Raw genomic sequence first — 22,471 nt, 5'->3', positions numbered from 1 at the left:
CCAGGGCCTCCTGCCACGCCTGGCTAATCTCCTTGGCCTGCTCCATGGCGAACCTCCTTGAGGCTAAGGGTAAGGGGGGACGGGCGTCTCAGGAGCAAGGTAAAGGGAAAACCCGTACACCCCGAAGGTGGTGTAGCTGTTAAAAGCCACACCCCGGCCTCAGGACTGGAGGAGGGCCTCCGCCTCGAGGCGGGCCAGCACGCTTTCTAGGCTCCCCCCTTGCCAGCGCTCCACCGCATAGGCCGAGAGGGGAAACCGCTCCCTAAGGCGCCGCAAAAGCCCGGCCGCGTCCTCGGGACGGCTTCCCTGGAGCACGAGAAGGTACCCCCCCTCCAGCCGGAAGGCCAGGTCCCCCCGGCGGAGTTCCCCTTGGAGCCGCTCAGGGGGCGCGGAGGTGGAGAGGTACACCAAGACGAGGGGCCGCCTCAGGGCTAGGCCCTCGAGGGCCCCTGCCAGGCGCAAGAGGTCCTCCCGCCCCCCTACCCCCTCCAAAGCGGGCAAAAGCGGGGCCTCCTTCCCCGTGCCCAAGAAAAAGGCTGCCCCTAGGGCCAAAACCCCTAGGAAACCGCCCAAGGCCGCAAACCCCGAAGCCTCCGCCCCGGTGATCAGAAGGGCGCTATCCAAAGCCACCTGAAAGGCCAGGAGCCCCAAACCCGCCACCAAAAACGCCTGCACCCCATAGGCCACGGGAAAGCGGGAATACAGGCTGGCCACCGCGGCCAGCGCCAAGGCCATGAGGAGAAGCCCCAGGCCCCGCTCCACCTGGCCCAGGGGCTCCCAAAGGGCCAGGGGCGATAAGCCCAAGAGAAAGAGGGCCCAGGGCAGAAGGAACAGCCAGCGCATGCTCGCCCCCAGCCTACCACGTCCCCCCTCGCTTACCATGAGGGGGATGGAGCCCCTCTCCGAACGCCTCCGTCCCAGAAGCCTGGACGAGGTCCTGGGCCAGCCCCACCTCACGGGGCCCAAAGGGCTTTTAAGGCGGATGCTGGAGGCGAAAAGGCTTTCCTCCATGGTCCTCTTCGGCCCCCCCGGCACGGGCAAGACCACCTTGGCCCAGATCCTGGCGGAAGGGGTGGGCAAGCCCTTCCTAAGGCTTTCCGCGGTGGAGGCCGGGGTTAAGGAGGTAAGGGCGGTGGTGGAAAGGGCCAGGAAGGAGGGGGGCCTAGTCCTCTTCCTGGACGAGGTGCACCGCTTCAACAAAGCTCAGCAGGACGCCCTCCTGCCTCACCTGGAATCGGGCCTCCTCACCCTCGTGGGCGCCACCGCGGAAAACCCAGCCTTTGAGCTCACCCCTGCCCTCCGCTCCCGCCTCCGCTTCTTTCCCCTAAGGCCCCTTTCCGAGGAGGACCTCCTCGCCCTCCTCAAGAAGGCCCTCACGGACCCCAGGGGCCTCCCGGAAACCCCTTTTGAGGAGGAGGCCCTCCGCCTCCTGGCCCAGGCTGCCGGAGGCGACGCCCGCTTTGCCCTCAACACCCTGGAACTGGCTGCCTCCTTGGGCCGGGTGGACAAGGGGAGCGTGAGGGAGGCCCTGGGAGCTGAACGTTTTGCCATGGACCGGGGAGGGGACCTGTTTTACGACCTGGTCTCCGCCCTGCACAAAAGCCTCAGGGGAAGCCACGTGGACGCAAGCCTCTACTATCTGGCCAGGCTTCTTAAGGCCGGGGCCGACCCCCTTTACCTGGCCCGACGCCTCATCCGGGTGGCGGTGGAGGATGTGGGCCTCGCCGACCCCCTGGCCCTGCGCCTGGCGGTGGCGGCCAAGGAAGCCTACGAGGCCCTGGGAAGCCCGGAAGGGGAGCTGGCCCTGGTGGAGGCCACGGTTTACCTGGCCTTGGCCCCCAAGTCCAACAGCGTATACGTCGCCTGGCAAAAGGCAGAAGCGGCGGCCAAGGCCCACCCTGAGGCCCCCGTGCCCCTCCACCTGCGGAACGCCCCCACCGGCCTGGCCAAGGCCCTGGGCCACGGCCGGGGCTACGCCTACTACCACGAGGACAAGGAAGGGAGCTTCGCCCAGGACTACCTGCCCGAGGGCCTCGAGGGGCTCCGCCTCTTTGAGGCCACGGGGGAGGGGTGGGAAGAGCGGGTTCGGGAGAGGCTAAGGGCCCTCAGGGAGCGTTTTGGAAGCTGAAGCCAAGGGCCAGGTACGGTCCCATGGGACCATACCCTCCTTCCACGGCCACCCCCTCCCCCCAGTAGCCCAGGGTGAGCTGGGGGGCCAAGGACGCCCAAGGCGTAACCTGCAACCGGGGCGAGAGGTAAAAACCCTCCCCCACCCGCAGGAGGAGGCCTGCATCGGCGGAAGCCCCGCTGACCCCTCCTTGGCCGAGGTCCACCCAGAGGGATACACCCCCATCCAAGCTCAGGCCCTCCGCCAACCGTACCTTTGCCCCCAGGCGGAGGGGAAGCTGAAAGCTCAGGCTAAACTCCTTCTGCCCATCCCCCACGGCGTAGCCCAGATAGGGCAAGCCCCAGACCGGGTAGGGGCTACTTACAGGGGCGGGGAAAAGACTACCCCCCAGGGTGAAACGCTCCCCTCGAACCGGCTCAGGAGGCTGGAGCACGGCCGTGGGCACGCAGGCCGAGAAGAAAACCAAGCCCGCAAGCAAGGCCCACCTCATGGTTCCCCCCTAAAGCCGGACCGCTGCGGAAAGGCTGAAGAGGGCAGCCCCTGACCCGCCCGCCCGCGGATTGAAGAGCACCCCCACCTCGCCCAAGAACCCCTCGCCGGCATAGCCCAAGGTGCCCTGGTAAAGGAAGCCGGACACGTTCAGCTCCTGGGAGGTGAACCCCAGCCAGTGTACCCGAGGGGAGAGGTAAAAACCCCCCAGGCCCACCAGGAGGCCCGCGTCCACCGCCAGGGGCACCCCGTCCCCGCCCAGGAACGGAGGCAAGGTGAGGCCGAGGTCCAAGGAGAGGCCGGGGGCTAGGGCCTGCTTGACCCCGCCCCGTAGCCCCAGCTGCACGGAAAGGTTGTACTCGGTCTGACCATCCCCCTGGGCGTAGGCGGCGTAGGGGATCAAAAACGCGCCCCCTTCCCCGCCCAAGGCGCTAAGACCGAAGGCCAGGCTCCGCCCGGAAACCGGCTCCGGACTCCGCAAGACCGCCACCGGCAGGCACCCGGAAAGGAAAACCGCCAGGGCCAGCAGGTACGCCCTCACGTTTTCACCCCCTTGGCCTGATTGTAGCGCCTTAACCCTTAAGCCCCTCCTCAAAGGTGGCCACCACCCGCCGTTCAAAGGCCAGGTAGAGGAGGGCGATGGGCAGCACCGAGAAAAGGGCCGCCGCCGAGAGCAGGCCCCAGTCCGTGGGGTACTTGCGCTGCAGATCGGTGAGCCAGGTCTGCAGGGTCCAAAACCTGGGGTCGGAAACCATCACCCTGGGGTAGAGCACCAGGTTCCAATGGGCGGCGAAGGCCAGGACGCCCGCGGCCACCAAGGTAGGCCGCACCAGGGGAAAGAGGATGCGGAAGAGGAGCACCCGGTGCCCCGCCCCGTCCAGCCGGGCTGCCTCCAAAAGCTCCTCGGGCACCGCCCGCATGGCCTGGTAGACCAGGTAGATGACGAAGGGGCTGGCGGCGAAGGGAAGGAGCAGGGCCCAGAAGGTGTCCAGGAGGGAAAGCCCTTTGAGGATGCCATAGAGGGGGACCAGAAGAAGCTCGGCGGGTATGGCCATCAGCACCAGGTAAAAGGGCAGAAGCCCAAACCCCGCCCTTATGGCATAGGCAGCCAAGAGGGCGGTGAGGAGCTGAAGGAAGACCACCCCCGAGGAAAGCCCCAGGGAGAAGAAAAGCCGGCCCCAAAACCCTTCTTTCGCCAGGCCCCGCACGTTCTCAAGGCTAAAGCCCACCTTGGAGAAAAGCTCCCCGGAGTACACCGCTTCCTTGGGCATGAAAGCGGCGTAAGCCATCCATAGAAAGGGAAGGAGAGCGAAAAGCAAGACCAAAAAGACCAGAAGATGCCCCAAAGCCCGGCTCACGTGCCCAATATACCCCACAGGGGCCTGGGCCTTATGATGCTTCCATGCCACCTCTCTCCGGCATCAAGGTCCTGGACCTCTCCCGGGTCCTAGCAGGGCCCCTTTGCACCATGATCCTGGCCGACCTGGGGGCGGAGGTGGTCAAGGTGGAACCCCCTTGGGGGGACGAGACCCGGGGCTGGGGACCCCCTTTTGTGAAGGGGGAGAGCGCCTATTTCCTCTCCGTGAACCGGGGCAAGAAGAGCTTGGCCTTGGACCTCAAGACCCTCGAGGGCCAGGAGGTGGTGCGCAGGCTCGCCCAAAGGGCCGATGTCCTGGTGGAAAACTTCAAAACCGGGGACCTGAGGCGCTACGGCCTGGACTATGAAAGCCTGAAGGAGCTTAACCCCCGCCTGGTCTACCTCTCCATCACCGGCTTCGGCCACACGGGACCCAGGGCCCAAGAACCCGGGTACGACGCTGCCTTGCAGGGCTACACCGGCATCATGTCCGTGACCGGGGAGCCAGAAGGCCCCCCCATGAAGGTGGGGGTGGCCTGGATCGACGTGATGACGGGCATGATGGGGGCGGTGGCGGTGCTTTCCGCCCTTTACGAGCGGGAAAAAAGCGGCCTGGGCCAGCACATCGACCTTTCCCTCTTTGACGTGGGCCTCTTCGCCCTGGCCAACCTGGGGGAAAGCTACCTCCTCACGGGCAAACCCCCGGGGCGCCTGGGCAACGCCCACGCCCAGATCGTGCCCTACGGGGCCTTTCCCGCGGCGGACGGCTGGCTGGTTTTGGCAGTGGGGAACGACGAGCAGTTCGCCAGGCTCTGCCAGGTCCTGGGCCTGCCGGACCTCCTGGCGCGGTTTCCCACCAATGCAGAGAGGGTGGAGGCAAGAAAGGAAGTGATGGAGGCTATTTCCAAGGTGCTCAAGACCCGACCTCGGGCCCACTGGCTGGAAAGGTTCAGGGAGAAGGGCATCCCCGCCGCTCCGGTGAACGACCTGGCCGAAGCCTTCCAAGACCCCCAGGCCCAGGCCCGGGCGGCCATCTGGACCCTTCCCCACCCCCTTTTGGAAGCCCTGCCCACCCTGGCGAACCCTTTGCGCTTCCTGTCCCGCACCCCGGCAAGCCCCTCCCTGCCCCCGCCCCTGTTGGGGGAGCACGCGCAGGCGGTGCTGAGGGAAGCAGGCTATACGCCGGAGGAGGTGGCCCGGCTTGTGGAAAAGGGTGTGGTCCGCATCCAGGCCAAGGAAAGGCAGTGAGGAAAATCCTCGTCCCCAAGGCCCCTTTTGCCCCTGGGTCCGCTATTCACGGGTTCTTTTGGCCTGTGGATAACCTTGTGGATAACTGCCCCCGGCGCCCCAGCGGCACCCGACCCGTGGCGCTTAGGGCTGCTTCCTTCCGGACCTGACCCGGTTCACGCCCGGACCGTCGCGCTGGACCGGGGGCTTGGGTAGTATAGCACCCATGGAAGCCCTAAGGCTAGAGGGCCTGGGCAAGCGCTACGGGCGCAAGCCCATCCTGGAGAAGATAAACCTCTCCGTGCACCCCGGGGAGGTCTACGCCCTGGCGGGACCCAACGGCTCGGGGAAGACCACCCTGATCCGCCTGGTCACCGGCCTGGCCTTTCCCAGCGAGGGAAGGGCCCTCCTCCTGGGCGAGGACGTGCACCAAAACCCCCAAGCCCGGCGCCACCTGGGGGCGGTGGTGGAGGCTCCAGCCGCCTTCTATCCCTACCTTACGGGCCGGGAGAACCTCAGGATGCGGGCCTACCTGGCTGGGGTGAAGGAGGAAGACCGAATCACGGAGGTGCTGGCTCGCTTAAGGCTCCTCGCCGTGGCCGACCAGAAGGTGGGGAGCTACTCCCTGGGACAACGCCAGCGCCTGGGCCTGGCGGCAGCCATCCTGCACCGGCCCAAGGTTTTGGTCCTGGATGAGCCCACCAGCGGTCTGGACCCCGAGGGAGTGGAGCTGGTCCATGGCCTCTTGCAGGAAATGGCCCGGGAAGGCGTGGCAGTCCTGCTCTCCACCCACCACCTCGAGGAGGTAAGCCGCTACGCCCACAAGGTGGGCATCCTGGGAGGGGGCAGGCTTTTGGACGAGGTGGTCCTGGAGGGGCGGAAAGCCTACCGCCTCGAGGCCGAGCCCCTGGAAGGCGCCCTGGCCCTCCTGAAGACCCTGCCCCAGGTGGCCTCGGCCAGGATCCAAGGCCAGGCCATCCTCTTTGAGGGCGAGGTGGAGGCCGCCTTAGGAGCCCTCCTTAGGGAGGGCTACCGGGTGAAGGCCCTCCATCCCCAAGGCTTTGACCTAAAGCTCTACTACCAGGAGAGGGTGAAGCATGCTTAGGCTTCTGGTCTTTGAGCTCTACAAGCTCTTCCGCCTGCGCTCGGTGCAGCTTGGGCTTCTGGCCGCCTTCCTTCTTCCCTTCCTGTGGGCCCTGGCCCCGGGGCTTAAAGAAGCGTACGGCCTAGTCCTGGCCTCGGGCTGGCAGGTGGTTTCCCTAAGCCTGATGGCGGGGATGGAGTTCCTCTTTCCCTTTCTGGTGATGATGGCGGCCAGCGAGTCCTTGGGAAGCGAGGTGGCTCAAGGCACCTTGAAAAGCCTCCTCCTCCACCCCCTCCCCCGGACCCGGCTGATCCTGGCCAAGCTCCTCTCTGCCCTCCTCTATCCCTTCGTCCTCCTTTCGGCAAGCTTCCTGGGAAGCCTCCTGGCAGGCCTGCCCCATGGGCTAGGAGGGTTCTACGGGGGCACGGGGCTTGGGGCAGGAGGGTTCGCCGGGGTAGGCTTTCTGAGCGCCCAAGAGGCCCTTGGCCAACTCCTTTCCGCCCACCTCCTGGCGGGGATCGTCCTGCTGCCCCTCGCCGCCTTAGCCCTCCTCTACGCCACGGTCTTCCTCTCCACCACGGCAAGCGCCCTGGCGGCGGTGGCCACCTTGCTTCTCATGCGCCTCCTGGTGGCCTTCCCCACCCTTACCCCCTTCCTCCTCACCACCTACCTGGACCTCCACTTAAGGCCCAACGCGGCGGGGCTTGGCCTGCCCCTCCTCCTCATCTACACCCTGGGCTTTGCCCTCCTGGCGGCCTTGGTTTTTGAACGCAAGGACCTCTAGAAGGGATGGGGTTCAGAAACGCCCACGAAGCGCCCTTGCTCCACGAACTCCGCCGTCCCCATCCCCGCCCCCACCGCGTAACCCACCGTGGGGTAAAGGGTGAGGGACCAGCGCTTCCTATGCGGAAAACAGGGTAACCCCCCGTTTCAGGAAGGCCCTTTTCAAGTGGGGCAGGAGGGGAAGGGCCGGGGCCTCCGCCTCCACCAAAATGGTCTCCCCTTCCTGGGCCACGAGGTAGCCCTTCGGGCCGACCGAGGCAGTACCCCACCAGGAGTTGAGCGAAAGCGGCTTCCACTTTGTTATCATAGGGCCAAGATGGCAGAACCCAAGATCACGCCCTTGGCCCGGCGTCTTGCCGAGGAAAACGGCATAGCCTGGCGCAGGCTCCAGGGCACCGGCCCCGATGGCACCATCGTGGAACGGGACATCCTCGCCTTCCTGGCCAAGGTGATGGCCGGGGAGGTGGACCTGCCCCCCACGCCGGAAGAGGCCCCGCCCCTGCCCCCGGAAGAGGAGCTGAAACGGGTCCAGGAAGTCCTGGACCGGGAAGGGGTGGACCTGGAAGACGTCCTCCCCACCCCGCCCAAGGCCCCCACCCTGGCGGTGGAGGAGGTGGCCGAGGAGGAGCTGGACCTCGAGCCCGCCCTCCTGGAGGACCTGGACCTAGACCTGGAGGAGGACCTCCTCCTGGCCAAGGAACCCGCCCGGGAAGACCAAGCCCCTTCCCTCTCCGGGCCGGAGGAAGGGAAAACCCTCCTCCCCGAGCCCGTAGAGGAGGAACTTGAGGAGCTCCTTCTTCCCGACGAGGAGGAAACGCTTCCCCCTGAACCGGAGGGGCTGGAGCTGGAGGAAGACCTCCTCCTTGGCGAAACCCAGGAAGCCCCTACCCCGGAACCCCTAGAGGCCCTGGAGGAAGCGCTCCCTGCCCCAGAACCTCCGCCCCCAGCTGCCCCCGTTCCTCCGCCCAGCCCGGCCCCGGGCCTCACCGCTGCCCCGGTTCCTCCTCCTTTCCTCTTGCGGGTGCAGCGGCTACGGTTTGACCCCGGGAGGCTGGAGGCAGCCTTGGAAGCCTTCCACCAAGCCTACGGGGTGCCCCATAACCCCCTTCCCTTCCTGCTGAAGGCGGCGGAGAAGGCCCTGGCGGAGCTGGAGCTTCCCCTAAGGCCCCTCTTGGGCCAGGTGGCAGGGGAAGCGGTGCGGGGCGTAAGGCCCATGGGCGGCTTCCTCGCCCTCTTCCGCCAGCAGGAGGGGGAGGAAGGGGAGGGGCTTCTTTGCTTCGCGGGGGAGGAGGAGGTACACTCCGGCCGCCCGAGCCTTTTCCTCTCCCAGGAGGGGGTGCTTGCCGCCTCGGGCCTCGAGGCCCCCATCGCCCGGAAGCTTCTGGAAAGAGTCGCCCTTTACCTGGAAAACCCCGTGCTCCTTTTGGCCTAGCGGCGCCGCCGCTTCCTGCGGCTCCCCGGCACAGGCTCAGGGGCCTTCAGCCCCTGCAGGCGGGCCTCGAGGGCTCGTAGCTCATCCCTTAGCCTCGCCGCCCGCTCGAAGTCCAAAGCCTCCGCCGCCCGCCACATGGCTAGCTCCAGCTCGGCGATCCGCTCCTTCAGGTCCTCCCCCTCCCAGGCTTCCCCAGGAACCTTATCCCCGTACTCCTCGGGGCGGATGATGGCCCTAACCTCCTTGCGCACGGTCTCCGGGACGATGCCGTGCTCCCGGTTGTAGGCCTCCTGGAGGGCCCGCCTGCGGTTCGTCTCCCGAATGGCCCGCTCCATGGCCTCGGAAACCCCATCCGCGTAAAGCCAGACCTCCCCCCTAGCGTTCCTCGCCGCCCGGCCGATGGTCTGGATGAGGCTCCGTTCGCTCCTTAGGAAACCCGTCTTGTCCGCATCCAGGATGGCCACCAGGGAAACCTCGGGGATGTCCAGGCCCTCCCTCAGGAGGTTGATCCCCACCAGGGCGTCAAAGTGCCCCAGGCGCAGGTCCCGGATCAGGGCCTGGCGCTCAAAGGCGTCCAGCTCGTGGTGCAGGTAGCGGGCCCGTACCCCGTGCTCCTGCAAGAAGGCGGTGAGCTCCTCCGCCATACGTACGGTTAAGACGGTGACCAGGGTCCTTTCCCCCCTATTCGCCCGCTCCCGGATCCCCTCCATGAGGTCCAGAATCTGGTTCTCCGTGGGCTTCACCACCACCAGGGGATCCAGAAGCCCCGTGGGGCGGATGATCTGCTCCACCACGAGCCCCGAGTGCTGAAGCTCAAAGGGCCCCGGGGTGGCGGAGACGAAGACCACCTGGGACACCCTCTCCAAAAACTCCTCAAAGCGAAGGGGGCGGTTGTCCAGGGCGCTGGGCAGGCGGAAGCCATAGTCCACCAGGGTCTTCTTGCGCACATAGTCCCCCCGGTACATCCCCTGAAGCTGGGGCACGGTCACGTGGGACTCGTCCAGGAAGACCAGGAAGTCCTCGGGGAAGTAGTCCAAAAGGGTGTAGGGGGGCTCCCCCGGGGCCTTTCCGGTGAAGTAGCGGGCGTAGTTCTCCACCCCCGGGCAGGTGCCCATGACCCGGAGCATCTCCAGGTCGTAAAGGGTGCGCTCCTTAAGGCGCTCTGCATAGAGCACCTCCCCCCTTTCCTCAAAGTAGCGGACCCTTTCCCATAGCTCTTCCTCAATCTCCTTCAGGATCTCCTCCAGCCCTTCCGGGGAAAGGTAGTGGGTGGCCGGGAAGAGCACGAAGCCGGGAAGCTCCCTAAGCCTCTCCCCCGTAATGGGGTGCACCTGTAGGATGCGCTCCACCTCGTCCCCCCATAGCTCCACCCGCAGGGGCTCGGTCTCGTAGGCGGGGAAGATCTCCAACACCTCCCCCCTGGCCCGGAACCGGCCCGGGGAGAGATCGATATCGTTCCGGGTGTACCCCAGCTCCAAAAGCCTCTGCAAAAGGGCCTCCCGGGGGTAATAGGCCCCCTTTTCCACCACCAGGTTCCTTTGCCGGTACTCCCGGGGGTCCCCGAGGCCGTAGATGGCGGAGACCGAGGCCACCACGATCACGTCCCGCCGGGTGAGGAGGCTTCGGGTGGTGGAGTGCCGCAAACGCTCAATCTCCGGGTTAATGGAGGCGTCCTTCTCAATGTAGAGGTCCTTCCCCGGCACGTAGGCCTCGGGCTGGTAGTAGTCGTAGTAGCTGATGAAGTACTCCACGGCGTTCTCCGGGAAAAGCTCCCGGAACTCCGCGGCCAGCTGGGCCGCCAATATCTTGTTGGGGGCCAGGACCAAGGCGGGCCTCCCCAGGGCCTCGATTACCTTGGCCATGGTCACCGTCTTCCCCGTCCCCGTGGCCCCGAGGAGGGTGACGAAGCGCTCCCCATCCCTAAGGGCCTCCAAAAGCTCCCGGATGGCCTTGGGCTGGTCCCCTTTGGGGTTGGGCCCCTGGTAGCGGAAGGGCATACCTCCACCATAGCAAAGGCCCCCGCCCTTAGGGCGGGGGCCCAGCAGGACTAAGACTAGCCCGCTTAGAAGTCCACGCTGTAGGAGATCTTAAAGCCGCGGCCGTAGTTGGTGAAGGAACCAAGCGGGCCAAGGGCGAACTCACCGTAGGCCACGGTCAGGTTGTAGTACTTGGCCTCAAGGTAGAAGCCCTCCAGCTGCCCAGCCTGGGTGCCCGGCGTAGCCAGCCACGGAGCCGCGATGGGGTCCGGGCTACGGTAGATGCGATCCCGAGCGAAGTTGAAGGCTTGGTTGCCGCTACCCACCACCGGCAGACCCGCCCCAGCCAGCTGATCCCCCTCGTAGTGGGCGTAGGCCACGCTGAAGTTGAGCTTGGGCGCCAGGAAATCGCTGATCTTTACCCCAGCCCGCCAGTAGAGCTCCTTGGCCTGAGTGGCACTCGTCACCACAGACCCGTTACCCACGTAGTCGGTCTGACGGTAGGAGGCAGCTCCCTCCAGGGCCAGACCGAAGAGTAGGGGATCGGTGCTGACCTGGATGCCGCCCTTCAAGGTGGCGTAATCACCCGTGTTGGCCGCCGCACCGCCAGTAAAGCTATGGTAGCGGAAGCCTGGGTTCAGGCTGAGGAAGGCCAGCTTGAAGGGCTGGCTCAGGTTGGCGTAGACCTGGATGTCGCTAAAGCCAGACACGTAGAAGTTGGCGTACTGGGCAGTGAAGTTCAGGGTGGGGATGAGGGCATCCTGAGCCTTACCATCGTGGCTTACCCGCACACCCCAGCTGGAGGAGTACTTGTTGTTCTCGATGGTGTAGTAGTAATTGACACCAGGGTTGATGGCATCGCTTGCGGTGGTAAAGCTCAGGTAGCCCGTGCCTCCTGTGTATGCAGCGTTGTAGAAGCCCGTCAAGCTGAAGCCGCGGAAGCTACCCAGGGTAGCAGCCAGACCCCAGGCATCATAAACACTCCCGGGAGCCAAGTTGTAGTTCCCCTCGGACTCGAGGTACCCCTTGATGGCCACAGGTCCTAGGCTGGCAGAAGCCCCGATACCGAAGCCCCGGGTATTTGCCCCATAGGGCGCGCCGGCCTTGACCCCGGCGTAGTAGTCGGTGTCCTCGTTCTCCGACATCCCCGCCTTACCATCGCTGTACAGGGGATCCACCGCATGGTAATTGGCGGAAAGGCTCACCGGCCCGAGCTTGCCCTCCCCCTGGACGTAGTAAGCCCAATTGGAAAGGGTGTTATCAAAGAAGTTGGCCACCGGAGCGCCAGGGGCCTGGGAGGAAACCCAGAGGGCAGAAAGGTTCACCGGACCCAGCTCAAGCCCTCCATCCACACCGATAGCGGACTTATTGCCCAGGTTGGTGGCGTAGTTCAGGGCCAGGTTAAGCCCGGAGAAGGGCTTCAAGGCCGTGCGCACACCGAAGTAGTTGCCATTCAAGGCGGGGTTACTATCGCTAACCGTGGTGCCCGCAACCCCAGCTACGATGGTGAACTCCGGCGCCAAGGGGAACTTGCTGGCGCTGAAATTCGCCACCATACCCTGGCGAGGGTTGACGGTCTCGGTGTCGTTGTCGTTGGCAAAGAGATAATAGTTGAACTTGAAGGCGCTGTTCTTGCGGCTATAGGCCACGCTGAAAGGTTGCCCATCCACGGTGCCCTTAACACTAGCTCCGTTGAAGTAAATGGTGGGCGTACCTGAGAAGGAAGAGGTAAAGGCGTCAACCAACAAGTTGGCGCTGGCCTCGGAAACCGCCACGCCCTGGGCACTGGGAGCGGTGTTCTTGATGCCAAAGGAGAGGCTGGCTCCACCGTAGGAGATGTTGCCCTGGTTGCTGTCCCCCCTCTGCACGTTAGAAGTGGCAGAACCAAATACACCGGTAGAGAAAGCGTTGGGGAAGAGGCGGTCGATGTCAAAGTTGTTCCCGGTGTTGGTCACCACCGTGCCGTAAGTGGCCGAGAGGGAGCCCTTGACGGAGTACCGCACCTTGGAGAGCTCCGCCACCTGACCCTCGAGCTTGGACACCTTCTCGGAGAGGCCCACCAGGTCGGAGCGGAGGGCAGCGGCGAACTCCTGCACCGCGGCCACGTCCTCCTTGGAGGCGAACTGCTCAAAATCAATCCTCTGCAGGTCAGCCAGGCCCTTCTCCAGGGCGGTCACCCGGTCCTGCAGGGCCAGCACGTCCTGGTTGAGGAGGACGGCGAGTTCATTAAGGGCCTGGATGGCCTGGGCGTTGGCCTCCACCTGGGTGCCCAGGGCCGCCACGTCCCCCTTCACCCCCTCCACATCCTGGGCCAGGGCATCCAGCTGCTCGGCCAGCTGCTGGGCCTGGGCCAAGGCGGTGTCGGCGGCGATGGAGGCGGCCTCCACCCGGTCGGCCAGGTCCTGGAGGGCGGCCTGGTCCATGCCGGGCTCGGGCATAGGCTGGGCCTTCAGCTCCTCGATCAGGGCCTCGAGGCGGGCGATGTCCTCCTTGGTGGCGGCGCTGTCCTCGAGGGCGGAGACCCGCACGCCCAAGGCGGCCAGCTCAGCGGCCAGCTCCTGCACGGCGTTCTTCAGGGCCTCGAGGTCCTCGGAGGACATGGCCTCCATGGTGGGGGACTCACCCCTGGCCTTCATCTCCTCCTCAATCTGCTGCAGGAGGCGGTAGATGATGAGGGCGGCCTGGTAGCGGGTGAGGGTCTCGTTCCCCCGGTAGGTGCCGTCGGGGAAGCCCACAATGATACCCTTGGCCGCCAGGGCCTCCACGGCCTCCTTGGCCCAGTGCCCAGCGGGCACGTCGGAGAACTGGGCTAGACCGAAGCCCATGGAGAGCACGGTCAAAAGCCCCGCCAGTAGCATGACTAGCCTTTTCTTCATACTTCCTTACACCCCCTTTAGGGTTTCGGAAGCTCCGCTTTGGGCGAGTTGCCGCGTTTCCTCCCCAAAGGGCGCCTTCCGGGACGCAAGATCCGGCCTCTCACAGAGAGCTTTCGCCTTGCGTCCGCTGGTATCATAAAAGCCTCACCCGAGCCTTGTCAAGCCTTTGGCCTTAAGGTTTTGCTATACTCCGCCGAAGGAAGGGGGTGGGAGGAAGGGGAAAGCCAGCAAGCCAAGGCTAGGAGGAAGGCGGGAAGCGCAGGGGGCCCAAGGGGCCTGACGAGGTGGCGGACCCTGCAAAGGGATAACCGGCCAAGGCCGGGAAAGGTCGAGGAATCCGCGGATGCCGCCCGGGGTGTGCCCGCCCCGCCCGCCTGAGAAAAGCCCCAAGGGAAAGCCCTCTTTAGGGACAACCACGGGGCAGGGCGAAAGGATGGGAGGTTCTGGGTGGCCAAAGGCCTGGCCACCCCAAAGGACGGTATATGTGTGGGATCGTAGGCTATATCGGTTTTCGGAACACCACGGATGTGCTCATAGATGGCCTTAGGAGGCTGGAGTACCGGGGATACGACTCCGCCGGGGTGGCGGTGAGGACGCCGGAAGGGCTTAGGGTGGTGAAGCGCTCGGGGAAGCTTTCCGCCCTGGAAAAGGCCCTTAAGGAGGAGCACTTGGAGGGGCCTTTGGGCATCGGCCATACCCGCTGGGCCACCCACGGGGCCCCCACGGACCCCAACGCCCACCCCCACACCACGGAGGACGGCAGGATCGCCGTCATCCACAACGGGATCATCGAGAACTACCTGGAGCTTAAGGAGGCCCTAAGGGCGCGGGGGCACCGCTTCGCCTCGGAAACCGACAGCGAGGTCCTGGCGCACCTCATAGAGGAGAAGTACCAGGGGGACCTTTTCCAGGCCCTGAGGGAAGCCCTGAAGGAGGTGCGGGGAGCCTATGCGGTGGTGGTGGCGCACGAGGACCACCAGGAGATTGTGGCCGCCCGCACGGTAAGCCCCCTGGTGATCGGCCTGGGGGAGGGGGAAAACTTTTTGGCCTCGGACGTGCCCGCCCTCCTTCCCTACACCCGCCGGGTCATCTTCCTGCACGATGGGGACCTGGCCCGCATCCGCCGGGAGGGGGTGGAGGTCACCGACCTCCAGGGCAACCCTCTAAAGCGGGAGGCGGTGGAGATCGACTGGACCCTCGAGGCCGCCGAGAAGGGGGGCTTCCCCCACTACATGCTCAAGGAGATCTACGAGCAACCCTGGGTGCTGGAAAACACCCTGGGGGGACGGCTTAAGGAGGAGGAAGGGGATGTGGAGCTCGGCCTTGGCCTGGACCCCCTGGCCGTCGACCGCATCCACGTGATCGCCTGCGGCACCGCCGCCTACGCCGGCTGGTACGGCAAGTACCTCCTGGAAGCCCTGGCCCGCATCCCCACGGAGTGGGACGTGGCCAGCGAGTACCGCTACCGGGACCCCGTGGTGGACGAAAGGACCCTGGCCATCGCCATCAGCCAGTCGGGGGAAACCATAGATACCCTGGAGGGCCTGAGGGAGGCCAAGGCCAAGGGGGCCAGGACCCTGGGGATCATCAACGCCAAGGGCTCCAGCATCACCCGGGAGGTGGAGGACGTGCTCTACATCCATGCGGGCCCCGAAATCGGGGTGGCCTCCACCAAGGCCTACATGGCCATGCTGGCGGCCATGGCCATGCTGGCCATCCACTTTGGCCGAAGGAGAGGGACCCTTGGTAAGGAAGAAGCCCAGCGCCTCCTTAAGGAAATGCGCAAGCTCCCCCGGCTGGTGGAGGAAGTCCTAGAAAAACGTCCCCTCATCGCGCATCTGGCGGAGAAGTACCACCAAGCCCAGGACTTCCTCTTCCTGGGCCGGCACGTGCAAGCCCCCACCGCCTATGAGGGAGCCTTGAAGCTCAAGGAGATCAGCTACATCCACGCGGAGGCCTACCCCGCCGGGGAGATGAAGCACGGGCCCATCGCCCTCATTGACGAGCACCTGCCGGTGGTGGTCCTGGCCACCCAGGGGCCCCTTTACGAGAAGACCCTCTCCAACATCCAGGAGGTGCGGGCCCGGGGCGGCAAGGTGATCGCCATCGCCACCGAAGGAGACGAAGAGATTCGGAAGCTGGCCCAGGACGTGATTTACCTCCCCGAGGTCCACCCCCTGCTTGCCCCCATGGTGAGCGTGGTGCCCCTGCAGCTTCTGGCCTACGAGATTGCCGTCCTCCTGGGGCGGGACGTGGACCAGCCCAGGAACCTGGCCAAGAGCGTCACCGTGGAGTGAGGGCGGGCCTTCCAGAAGGCTACCCTTCCCCGTTGTGGCTTGCGCCATAACGGGGAAGCCCAAAAAACCATGGGCAAGCCCCATCCACCCTTGCCTATGGGGCAAGTTTCACGCATGGTCACGCAGCAGCCTCAAGAAGGCCTCCACCACCTCCGGGTCCAGGCTCTTGCCCGCCTGGGCCCGGAGTTCCTTTTGGGCCTCCTCTGGGGTCCAGGCCCGCTTATAGGGCCGCTCGGAAAGAAGGGCATCGTACACGTCCACCACGGCAAAAATGCGGGCCTCCAGAGGGATCGCCTCCCCTTTGAGGCCCCTAGGGTAGCCCGAGCCGTCCCAACGCTCGTGGTGGTAAAGGACCACGTTGAGGGTCACCTGCGGCAGAAAGGGCAGGCTTTTCAGGATCTCCAGACCCACCTCCGGATGGGTCTTCACCAGGTGCCACTCCCCGGTGGAAAGGGCCGCGGGCTTGCGCAGGATCTCGTCGGGCAAGGCCAGCTTGCCCAGGTCGTGGAAGTAGGCGCCCAGGCGGAGGGCCTCGAGGTCCGGGAAGCCCAGGGCCTTGCCCAGCCGCACGGAGAGCTCCGCCACCCGCTCCGTGTGCCCTTTGGTCTCCAAGTCCCGGTATTCCAAGACCCGGGAGAGGGCCTTCAAGGCCGCCTCCCGGGTGACCCGCAGGGCGTGCAGCTGGAAAAGGCGCTCCAAGGCCTCCTCCAGCCGCTTAGCCACCAGCTTCAATACCCCCTCATCCTCCGGGCGGTAAGGCACCCTCTCCCCAAACGAACCCAAGGCTAAAACCCCGTACCGCCGCCCCTCCGGTCTCAAGGGAACCAAGAGGGCCGACCGGAGGCCGCTTTCCGCAAAGGGCTTCAGAGCCCCAGGAAAGCGGGCGTAGTCCTCCACGTACACCGGCCCCTCCCAAAGCCGGGGGTGGCCCAGAAGCCCCTCCCCGAAGCGGATGGGGTGTTCCTCGTAAAGCCGGGGAAACCCTGGGGGGTAGCGTCCGGAGATCACCACCGGACGCACCGTCCCCTCCTGGAAGAGGTATAGCGCCCCCCCGTGGTAGGGGGTTAGGCGGAGCAGGGTGTTCAGAGCGTCTTTGGCCATAGAAAAGGGCTCCCGAGCGCTCTCCAGGGCCAGGGAAAGATCCAAAAGGGCCTGGGCCCGCTCCGCTTCCGTCCGGGCGCGCTCTAAGGCCTCTATGCGGGAGAGGACCACCCCTGCCGCCTCCGCCAGGGCCTGGATCCAAAAGCGTTCCTCGGGAAGGATCTCCCCTGCACCCCCCACGGTGTCCATGGAGAGCACCCCTATGGGCGTCCCGCCCGAGTCCCGGACGGCCACCCCCAGGTAGGCTCCTGGCTGGGGAAGGCCGGAAAGGAAGACCGCCTGGGGCTCCTGGCTCACGTCGGGGATGTAGAGGGGCTCGGCCTGCACCAGCACCTTCCAGGAAACCCCTTGCCCCTGGGGAAGCCGTACCCCCACCTGTCGCCGGGAGGGCCCCTCGGCGGCCACCAACTCCAAGACGCCCTCTTCCCTGCGGTAGAGGAAGAAGAGGACGGAAACCGCCCGGGTGGCCCCCTTGGCCGTCTTCACCACCGCCTGATAGACCTCCTCCGGGCGCTCTAAGGGGGCCAGCAGGCGCCAGGCCTGAGCCAAAGCCTCCAGGCGCCGCAGCTCCAACGCTTCAGAGGTCATCGCGGAGTCACTTTACCACCCCGGGCACCCGGGGAAGCGGGGAGGCCTCCAGGAGTCCCCAGGCCTCAAACGACCGCCCCCAGGGAAACCCCACCTGCCGAAGCTCCACACGACGCCCCTCCAGCTCCAAGTAGGGCCAGAGCCCCTTCACCGCCGAAGCCCCCTCCGGCAGGGGATCGGAAAAACGAGAACGCACCCAGGGGCGCCCCACCTCCCCCCACCAGTAGGCGAAGTAGGCCTCAGCGAGCCGCCCAAGGCGGCCCTCCGGGTCCTTAAGGAAGAGCCCCCCCTGGGCCAGGGCGCTCCCCAGGTTGTTGGCCGGGGTGCCCCAGGAGGCGTAGGCAGCAAGCCGCGCGTAAAGTCCCAGGGCCTGAAGGTAGGCCATGAGGCCGGGATCCCCCCGGTTTACCCGGGAAAGATCCGCCAGGGCCACGGGAAAACGAGGCATGAGGCGGAGCAGGTCGTGGGTGGCCTCTCTGGGATTCCGGCCCCCGTACACGTAAAGGACCAGGTCGGGCCCCTCTTCCAGGGAAACCCTTTGGGCAAAGGCGCTCTGGAGGAGCCCCGTCACCGTATCCCGCAAGGGGAGGCCCTCATAGGGTGTGATACGCCCCTCCAGGGACTCCTCCTCGTAGACTACCGCCACCTTAAGGCCGGGCCTCGAGGCCCTTAGAAGAAGGACCTGTCCCGCCTCGTCTGCTCCGGGGCGGCTGGGATAGGAAAGGGTCTTGGCCTCTTTGGGGGCAGGGGAGTTCCTTAAAGCGTCGTCCCAAACCGCTTCTAGGTAGACTCGAGGGAGTCTCGCCCAGGGGGTCAAGGCCTGCAACACAGCCAAGTTCCTTTGCCTCCAGGTAGCATCCCACCGGGGCACCACCCCGAAAAGGAGAAGCTCTCCCCCATGGCGCACCCTCCAGGAGAGCAGGGGCCCAAGCCGGGCCAGGGCATCCTCTGGGGCAAGGGGCAGGTGCCGGCTTTGCAGGAGACCCCCATAGGCCAGGGCGTCCAGGCTGGCCACCAACGCCTTTCCCGGAGTGGAAAGGAGCCAAGCCCGAAGCGCAAAGAGATCCGCCCCCAAGAAGGCGCGGTAGACTTCCTTGGGCGGGCAAACCACCAAGCCCCAGGTGCAAGGGGCCCAGTTGGGAGGGCGGTCGTCCAGGGGAAGGTAAAGGATGGAAGCTTGGGCCAGGCCCAAACCCCAAAGAAAAAGCCCCAAAAGCCCCAGGCCCCGCACCCTAAGCCCTAACTCACCTTCTCGTGGGCCTCCGCCAGGTAGCGCTCGGCCATCATGGCCGCCCGGGTGCCCGCCCCCACGCTGGTGGTGAGCTGGCGGTAGATGGGGTCGGCCACATCCCCGGCGGCGAAGATGCCTGGAACGGAGGTGAAGACCTCGTCCCGCACGGCCACGTAGCCGTCAGGCCTGAGCTCCACCACCCCCTTGAGGAAGGAGGTGTTGGGCTCATGGCCGATGAAGACAAAGACCCCATCCGTAGGGTAGACGTACTCCTCCCCCGTCTTCAGGTTTTTGAGCCTGACCCCCGTAACCTGGTCCTCCCCAAGGACCTCGGTGACGATATGGGAAAAGAGGAAGTGCATCTTGGGGTTCTGGAAGGCCCGGGCCTGGGCCACCTTGTTGGCCCTTAGCTCGTCCCGGCGATGGATGAGGGTTACTTTGCGGGCGAACTTGGTGAGGAAAAGCCCCTCCTCCACGGCCGCATCCCCGCCGCCCACCACCACTACCTCCTTGTCCCGGTAGAAGAAACCGTCGCAGGTGGCGCAGGTGGAAACCCCCCGGCCGTAGAACTTCTCCTCCCCAGGCACCCCCAGCTTCCTGGGATTGGCCCCGGTGGCGATGATGACCGCGCGCCCAAAGTAGGAGCGCTCAAACCCCCGCACCAGAAAGCCCCCGTCCTGGGCCTCGAGGCCCAGGACCTCGTCCATGATGATCCTGGCGCCGAACTTCTCCGCCTGCTGGACCATGCGGCCGGCCAACTCCGGCCCGGAGATGCCCTCGGGGAAGCCCGGGTAGTTTTCCACCTCGTCGGTCTGGGCGATCTGCCCCCCGGGAAGGCCTTTTTCCAGGATGACGGTCTTGAGCTGGGCCCGTCCGGCGTAAATCCCCGCGGTGAGGCCCGCAGGCCCCCCGCCGATGATGACCACGTCGTACCGCTCCTCCTTTTCCCCGCTTCCCGCAAGCCCAGTGAGGGTGAACTCCATGGATCCCTCCTCCTCCGTCCAGGTTACACCCCCACATACCCAGTGGGGGTATAGCCCATCCAGTTTCCCCCAAGCCCGGGGCGCCCGTCAAGGGAAATCCGGCCCCGGTATAAAGGCAATCCGAGCCGCATCTGGTGACCCCAGGGGGATTCGAACCCCCGTCTCGGCCTTGAGAGGGCCGTGTCCTAGGCCTCTAGACGATGGGGCCGTGCGCGGCTCGGACTGCTTCTGGTGACCCCAGGGGGACTCGAACCCCCGCCGCCGCCTTGAAAGGGCGGTGACCTAACCACTAGTCGATGGGGCCAGGTTTTGGCTGGGGTGCGTGGACTCGAACCACGACCGGCGGATCCAGAGTCCGCTGTCCTGCCGTTAGACGACACCCCAGCGGCACTTGCCCGATCCCTCGGGCAGAGGTTATGGTACACTCTGAAGGGCAGATTGGCAAGCCCCAGGGTGTCCTCCTATGGCGTCACACGAGGAAAGCCTTTTGCAAGTTCTAAGCCAGTACATTTCCCCCCGGGCTGCGGGAAACCTGGTGAGGCGGACCCTGGCTCAGAGGATGCCCACCTCCCCAGCGGAGTGGGCGCGCCTTCTAGAGGAAACCCTCTGGCCCGAGCTGAGCCGCCTTCTTCCCTTCCAGGAGATGCCCCCGGAGCTCAAGGCCTTGGTGCGGGAATGGAGGGAACAAGCCCCTTTCCCGGTGGCGGAAGCCGAGGCCTCCGAAGCCGAGGAAGAAGAGCTGCCCCTGGAGGCGGTGGACCTCGAGGATCCCTCAGCCCGCCAGCAACTGGCCAGAAGGCTCGCCCGCCTGGAGGGGGTAACAGGGGTGGTGGTGGCCGGAAAAAGCGGTAAGGAGGAGCTTTTTTCCGGGGACCCCGTGCCCTTGGATCTGGCCTACCCCCTCCTGAGGCGTCAGGGTTACGGGGTTTTCTATGCCCTTTTGGAGGGGGAAATCGTGGCCTTAAGGCCCCTGGCCCAGGGATACATCGGCCTTCTCGCCAGAAAGGAAGCCAACATCGGCCGCCTACTCCACGCCCTGAGGCGGCTCATATCCCTAGCGGAGGTCAGCGGATGAAAAGATGGTCTGCCCTAGCCTTGTTCCTCGGCCTTTTGGCTTTGGCCGCCCCCCTGCCCCAGGTTTACGACCGTGTGGAGGAAGCCTTAAGGCAGGTGCGCCTGGAAGACCCCACCCAGGCCCTTGCCGCCCTGGACCGGGTGCAAAGCCTTCTGCGCCAGGAAAGCGACGGGCTTCCTCCCGTGTTGCGCGACGCCACCCTTCTGCACCTCCAGGATGCCCGGCAGGCGGTGCTTAGGCAAAGCCGGGTGGACCTCGAGGCCCGCCTCTTCCTGGTGCGCCACCTCCTGGGCAAGGCCCTTTACGACGGCTTCTTCCAGGCCCCAAGCGGGGACAAGGCTGCCTACCTGGCCCGCCTATCCCGGGCCACGGACCTGTCCCCCACAGGGGTCCAAGGGGTACAGGACCTCCCCCCAGAAGAGGCCCGTCGCCGCTTGGAGTCGTCCTACCTCCAGCTTATGGCTGAGGACTTAAACCGGGCCCTCGCCGCCACCTCCCGCCCCCAGGCCTACCTGGCCCTGGCCCGGGCCTACGCCCGCTTCCTGGTGATCCAGGACAGCCTGCAAAGCACCCTAAAAGCCCAGGAGTTCGTCCAGGTCTTGGCCAAGATTTCGGGCGGGGAAAGCTCCCGGCCAGATGTCCAGGCGCTCCAAGGAAAGGTGGCCGCCTGGCGTAAGAGCCTTGCGGCTTCCGCACCTTCACCTCCACCTTCTCCATCCCCTGCCTCCCCTCAGCCCCCAGCCCCCACCGTTTCCGCACCCACACCCAGCCCCACCCAAGCCTCCTCGGCCCCACCCCCTGCTCCATCCCCCACCCAGGTACGCTTGGCGGAACCCGCCCTGCCCCAGGAGATCCGGGAGGAAGTCAGCCTCCTCCGCTTGGACCCGAAGGTGGGCCAGCAGGTGGGTGAGGCCCTACAGCGGCTGGCCATCCCTAGCCTGGTGAACTGGCTGGACCTTCTGGATGAAGTGCGCAGCAGCCTGGCCCAGGCCCAGCTCTACACGGAGACGGGCCAGTACCTGCGGGCCCGGGCTCAGCTAGGATACGCCTACAGCCGCTTCCGCCTTAAGATCTACCCCGTGGTGGGGGCCTACGCCCCCGAGCTAGCCGAACGCACTGACCGCCTTTTTTTAGCCATGCAAAACGCTGTAGGTCTGCGGACGGTGGACTTCACCGTGCTTCTAGGGGAGATTCAAGAGATAGAAGAGCGGCTGCTGGGGGGGACCCTCGGCCCCTGGCACGCCGCCCAGGTTCAAACCCAGCTCCTGCTTTTGGGCATTCCCCGGGCGGTCTTCTTCCTTCTGGCGGGAGCTTTGGCCTTCTTCCCCTTGTACTTAATCCGCCTCACCTTCGGCGGACGCAACGTCTACTGGAACCTCCTGGGACTAGCCTTCTTTTTCCTGGTTCTGCCTATCATAGCCGAGGGGCTTTCCTATCTGGGTTCCATCCTGGCTGAATACGGTGGGCTGCCCGCTTTAGGGGTTCTGGCCAACCTCTCTGTGGCCCAAGCCCTGGCTCCCTACCTGGCCTGGGGGCTTTCCGCCTTCCTGGTGGTGGCCTTCGCCGCGGCTGGGCTTAGGGGCATCGCCGCCCAGTTTGGCCTCCTCAAGGAGCGGGGGGCGGAGGTAACCCCCACGGTGGAGCGGCCCGCCACCACCCTCACCAGCGAAACCATCGTGGAGTGGGACGAGGAGTTCTAATGCCACCCCACCCTGGCTTGCGCCAGGGTGGGGGCCCTGGAAAGGCCCTATCGCGGGAGTACCTAACGGAGGAAATGAGGGACATGGCGCCACCCCGCCACGGAGGGTGGGCAGCGCCCTTCCCCACTGGCCTCGGCAGAGCCC

17 protein-coding genes, 3 tRNA genes and 1 other RNA gene are annotated in these 22,471 nt (G+C 65.6%); 8 read left to right on the top strand and 13 right to left on the bottom strand.

The annotated features are described in order from the left end of the window. Positions 1–159: 159 nt before the first annotated feature. Positions 160–843 carry a nucleotidyl cyclase domain-containing protein gene (locus C2847_RS10790; protein ID WP_105318352.1) on the bottom strand — a complete coding sequence of 228 codons (684 nt, stop codon included), beginning with the start codon at positions 841–843 and terminating at the stop codon, positions 160–162. Positions 844–880: 37 nt separating this feature from the next. Here C2847_RS10790 and C2847_RS10785 point away from each other — a divergent pair, with 37 nt between their 5' ends. Then, positions 881–2,128, top strand: a complete 1,248-nt coding sequence (locus C2847_RS10785) for a replication-associated recombination protein A (protein WP_105318354.1) — start codon at positions 881–883, stop codon at positions 2,126–2,128. Here the strand turns inward: C2847_RS10785 and C2847_RS10780 are convergent. The 3 genes from C2847_RS10780 to C2847_RS10770 are packed head-to-tail and all read right to left on the bottom strand — an operon-like array spanning position 2,106 to position 3,975. Continuing rightward, complete coding sequence (locus C2847_RS10780; protein ID WP_105318351.1) at positions 2,106–2,618, bottom strand: hypothetical protein; 513 nt, start codon at positions 2,616–2,618, stop codon at positions 2,106–2,108. The two genes, C2847_RS10785 and C2847_RS10780, sit on opposite strands and share 23 nt — an antisense overlap. Before the next feature lie 9 nt (positions 2,619–2,627). Continuing rightward, positions 2,628–3,158: a hypothetical protein gene (locus C2847_RS10775; RefSeq protein WP_105318350.1), complete on the bottom strand. Its 531-nt coding sequence runs from the start codon at positions 3,156–3,158 to the stop codon at positions 2,628–2,630. A 31-nt stretch (positions 3,159–3,189) separates the two neighbouring features. After that, positions 3,190–3,975, bottom strand: a complete 786-nt coding sequence (locus tag C2847_RS10770; RefSeq protein ID WP_105318349.1) for a carbohydrate ABC transporter permease — start codon at positions 3,973–3,975, stop codon at positions 3,190–3,192. A 44-nt stretch (positions 3,976–4,019) separates the two neighbouring features. Between C2847_RS10770 and C2847_RS10765 the strand changes: the two genes are divergently transcribed. Then, complete coding sequence (locus tag C2847_RS10765) at positions 4,020–5,222, top strand: CaiB/BaiF CoA transferase family protein (protein ID WP_105318348.1); 1,203 nt, start codon at positions 4,020–4,022, stop codon at positions 5,220–5,222. 85 nt (positions 5,223–5,307) lie between these two features. On the opposite strand, the gene ffs is transcribed toward C2847_RS10765, so the two are convergent. Beyond that, an RNA gene (gene ffs, locus C2847_RS10760) (signal recognition particle sRNA small type) lies at positions 5,308–5,408 on the bottom strand. A 19-nt stretch (positions 5,409–5,427) separates the two neighbouring features. Here ffs and C2847_RS10755 point away from each other — a divergent pair. The 3 genes from C2847_RS10755 to C2847_RS10740 all read left to right on the top strand — a co-directional run bounded on the left by C2847_RS10755 (position 5,428) and on the right by C2847_RS10740 (position 8,500). Continuing rightward, the gene (locus tag C2847_RS10755; RefSeq protein ID WP_105318347.1) at positions 5,428–6,306 is read left to right on the top strand and encodes an ABC transporter ATP-binding protein; all 879 of its coding nucleotides are present in this window, start codon (positions 5,428–5,430) and stop codon (positions 6,304–6,306) included. Continuing rightward, positions 6,299–7,069: an ABC transporter permease gene (locus tag C2847_RS10750; RefSeq protein ID WP_105318346.1), complete on the top strand. Its 771-nt coding sequence runs from the start codon at positions 6,299–6,301 to the stop codon at positions 7,067–7,069. The genes C2847_RS10755 and C2847_RS10750 overlap by 8 nt, the downstream gene beginning before the upstream one ends. 315 nt (positions 7,070–7,384) lie before the next feature. Beyond that, positions 7,385–8,500 (top strand): E3 binding domain-containing protein, encoded by a 1,116-nt coding sequence (locus tag C2847_RS10740; RefSeq protein WP_105318345.1) that lies wholly within the window; start codon positions 7,385–7,387, stop codon positions 8,498–8,500. Here C2847_RS10740 and uvrB read toward each other — a convergent pair. Together uvrB and C2847_RS10730 are read right to left on the bottom strand one after the other, a co-directional pair. Continuing rightward, positions 8,497–10,497 (bottom strand): excinuclease ABC subunit UvrB, encoded by a 2,001-nt coding sequence (gene uvrB, locus C2847_RS10735; RefSeq protein ID WP_105318344.1) that lies wholly within the window; start codon positions 10,495–10,497, stop codon positions 8,497–8,499. The two genes, C2847_RS10740 and uvrB, sit on opposite strands and share 4 nt — an antisense overlap. A 65-nt stretch (positions 10,498–10,562) precedes the next feature. Further along, positions 10,563–13,352: an S-layer homology domain-containing protein gene (locus C2847_RS10730; RefSeq protein ID WP_105318343.1), complete on the bottom strand. Its 2,790-nt coding sequence runs from the start codon at positions 13,350–13,352 to the stop codon at positions 10,563–10,565. Between the two features lie 482 nt (positions 13,353–13,834). Between C2847_RS10730 and glmS the strand changes: the two genes are divergently transcribed. Further along, positions 13,835–15,649, top strand: a complete 1,815-nt coding sequence (gene glmS / locus C2847_RS10720) for a glutamine--fructose-6-phosphate transaminase (isomerizing) (protein WP_105318341.1) — start codon at positions 13,835–13,837, stop codon at positions 15,647–15,649. Positions 15,650–15,757: 108 nt separating this feature from the next. Here glmS and C2847_RS10715 read toward each other — a convergent pair whose 3' ends face one another. The 6 genes from C2847_RS10715 to C2847_RS10690 form a co-directional block, all read right to left on the bottom strand. Beyond that, on the bottom strand, positions 15,758–17,338 hold the full coding sequence (locus C2847_RS10715) for an HD domain-containing phosphohydrolase (protein ID WP_105318340.1): 1,581 nt from the start codon (positions 17,336–17,338) through the stop codon (positions 15,758–15,760). A 7-nt stretch (positions 17,339–17,345) separates the two neighbouring features. Next, positions 17,346–18,569, bottom strand: coding sequence for a DUF4127 family protein (locus tag C2847_RS10710; RefSeq protein ID WP_105318339.1), 1,224 nt, complete (start codon positions 18,567–18,569; stop codon positions 17,346–17,348). 8 nt (positions 18,570–18,577) lie between these two features. Beyond that, positions 18,578–19,552, bottom strand: coding sequence for a thioredoxin-disulfide reductase (gene trxB / locus C2847_RS10705; RefSeq protein ID WP_105318338.1), 975 nt, complete (start codon positions 19,550–19,552; stop codon positions 18,578–18,580). Positions 19,553–19,684: 132 nt separating this feature from the next. Then, a tRNA-Glu gene (locus tag C2847_RS10700) sits at positions 19,685–19,760 on the bottom strand. Between the two features lie 21 nt (positions 19,761–19,781). Continuing rightward, positions 19,782–19,856: transfer RNA gene (locus C2847_RS10695), tRNA-Glu, on the bottom strand. A gap of 6 nt (positions 19,857–19,862) precedes the next feature. Continuing rightward, positions 19,863–19,936: transfer RNA gene (locus C2847_RS10690), tRNA-Gln, on the bottom strand. Positions 19,937–20,015: 79 nt separating this feature from the next. Here C2847_RS10690 and C2847_RS10685 point away from each other — a divergent pair. Then, on the top strand, positions 20,016–20,627 hold the full coding sequence (locus tag C2847_RS10685) for a hypothetical protein (protein ID WP_105318337.1): 612 nt from the start codon (positions 20,016–20,018) through the stop codon (positions 20,625–20,627). Continuing rightward, a complete protein-coding gene (locus C2847_RS10680; protein WP_105318336.1) occupies positions 20,624–22,327 on the top strand; it encodes a hypothetical protein in 1,704 nt (567 codons plus the stop codon). The genes C2847_RS10685 and C2847_RS10680 overlap by 4 nt, the downstream gene beginning before the upstream one ends. Positions 22,328–22,471 lie beyond the last annotated feature (144 nt).

It is taken from the genome of Thermus tenuipuniceus, assembly GCF_002964845.1.
Taxonomy (GTDB): Bacteria; Deinococcota; Deinococci; order Deinococcales; family Thermaceae; genus Thermus; species Thermus tenuipuniceus.
The sequence above is the reverse complement of the archived record's forward strand: the minus strand, read 5'-3'. Positions and strand labels throughout refer to the sequence as shown.

Coding starts and splice junctions, on each gene's coding strand:
- C2847_RS10785 (WP_105318354.1), top strand. CDS start 881: ATGAGGGGGATGGAGCCCCTCTCCGAACGCCTCCGTCCCAGAAGCCTG.
- C2847_RS10685 (WP_105318337.1), top strand. CDS start 20,016: ATGGCGTCACACGAGGAAAGCCTTTTGCAAGTTCTAAGCCAGTACATT.
- C2847_RS10765 (WP_105318348.1), top strand. CDS start 4,020: ATGCCACCTCTCTCCGGCATCAAGGTCCTGGACCTCTCCCGGGTCCTA.
- C2847_RS10755 (WP_105318347.1), top strand. CDS start 5,428: ATGGAAGCCCTAAGGCTAGAGGGCCTGGGCAAGCGCTACGGGCGCAAG.
- trxB (WP_105318338.1), bottom strand. CDS start 19,552: ATGGAGTTCACCCTCACTGGGCTTGCGGGAAGCGGGGAAAAGGAGGAG.
- uvrB (WP_105318344.1), bottom strand. CDS start 10,497: ATGCCCTTCCGCTACCAGGGGCCCAACCCCAAAGGGGACCAGCCCAAG.
- C2847_RS10680 (WP_105318336.1), top strand. CDS start 20,624: ATGAAAAGATGGTCTGCCCTAGCCTTGTTCCTCGGCCTTTTGGCTTTG.
- glmS (WP_105318341.1), top strand. CDS start 13,835: ATGTGTGGGATCGTAGGCTATATCGGTTTTCGGAACACCACGGATGTG.
- C2847_RS10790 (WP_105318352.1), bottom strand. CDS start 843: ATGCGCTGGCTGTTCCTTCTGCCCTGGGCCCTCTTTCTCTTGGGCTTA.
- C2847_RS10715 (WP_105318340.1), bottom strand. CDS start 17,338: ATGACCTCTGAAGCGTTGGAGCTGCGGCGCCTGGAGGCTTTGGCTCAG.
- C2847_RS10730 (WP_105318343.1), bottom strand. CDS start 13,352: ATGAAGAAAAGGCTAGTCATGCTACTGGCGGGGCTTTTGACCGTGCTC.
- C2847_RS10750 (WP_105318346.1), top strand. CDS start 6,299: ATGCTTAGGCTTCTGGTCTTTGAGCTCTACAAGCTCTTCCGCCTGCGC.
- C2847_RS10780 (WP_105318351.1), bottom strand. CDS start 2,618: ATGAGGTGGGCCTTGCTTGCGGGCTTGGTTTTCTTCTCGGCCTGCGTG.
- C2847_RS10740 (WP_105318345.1), top strand. CDS start 7,385: ATGGCAGAACCCAAGATCACGCCCTTGGCCCGGCGTCTTGCCGAGGAA.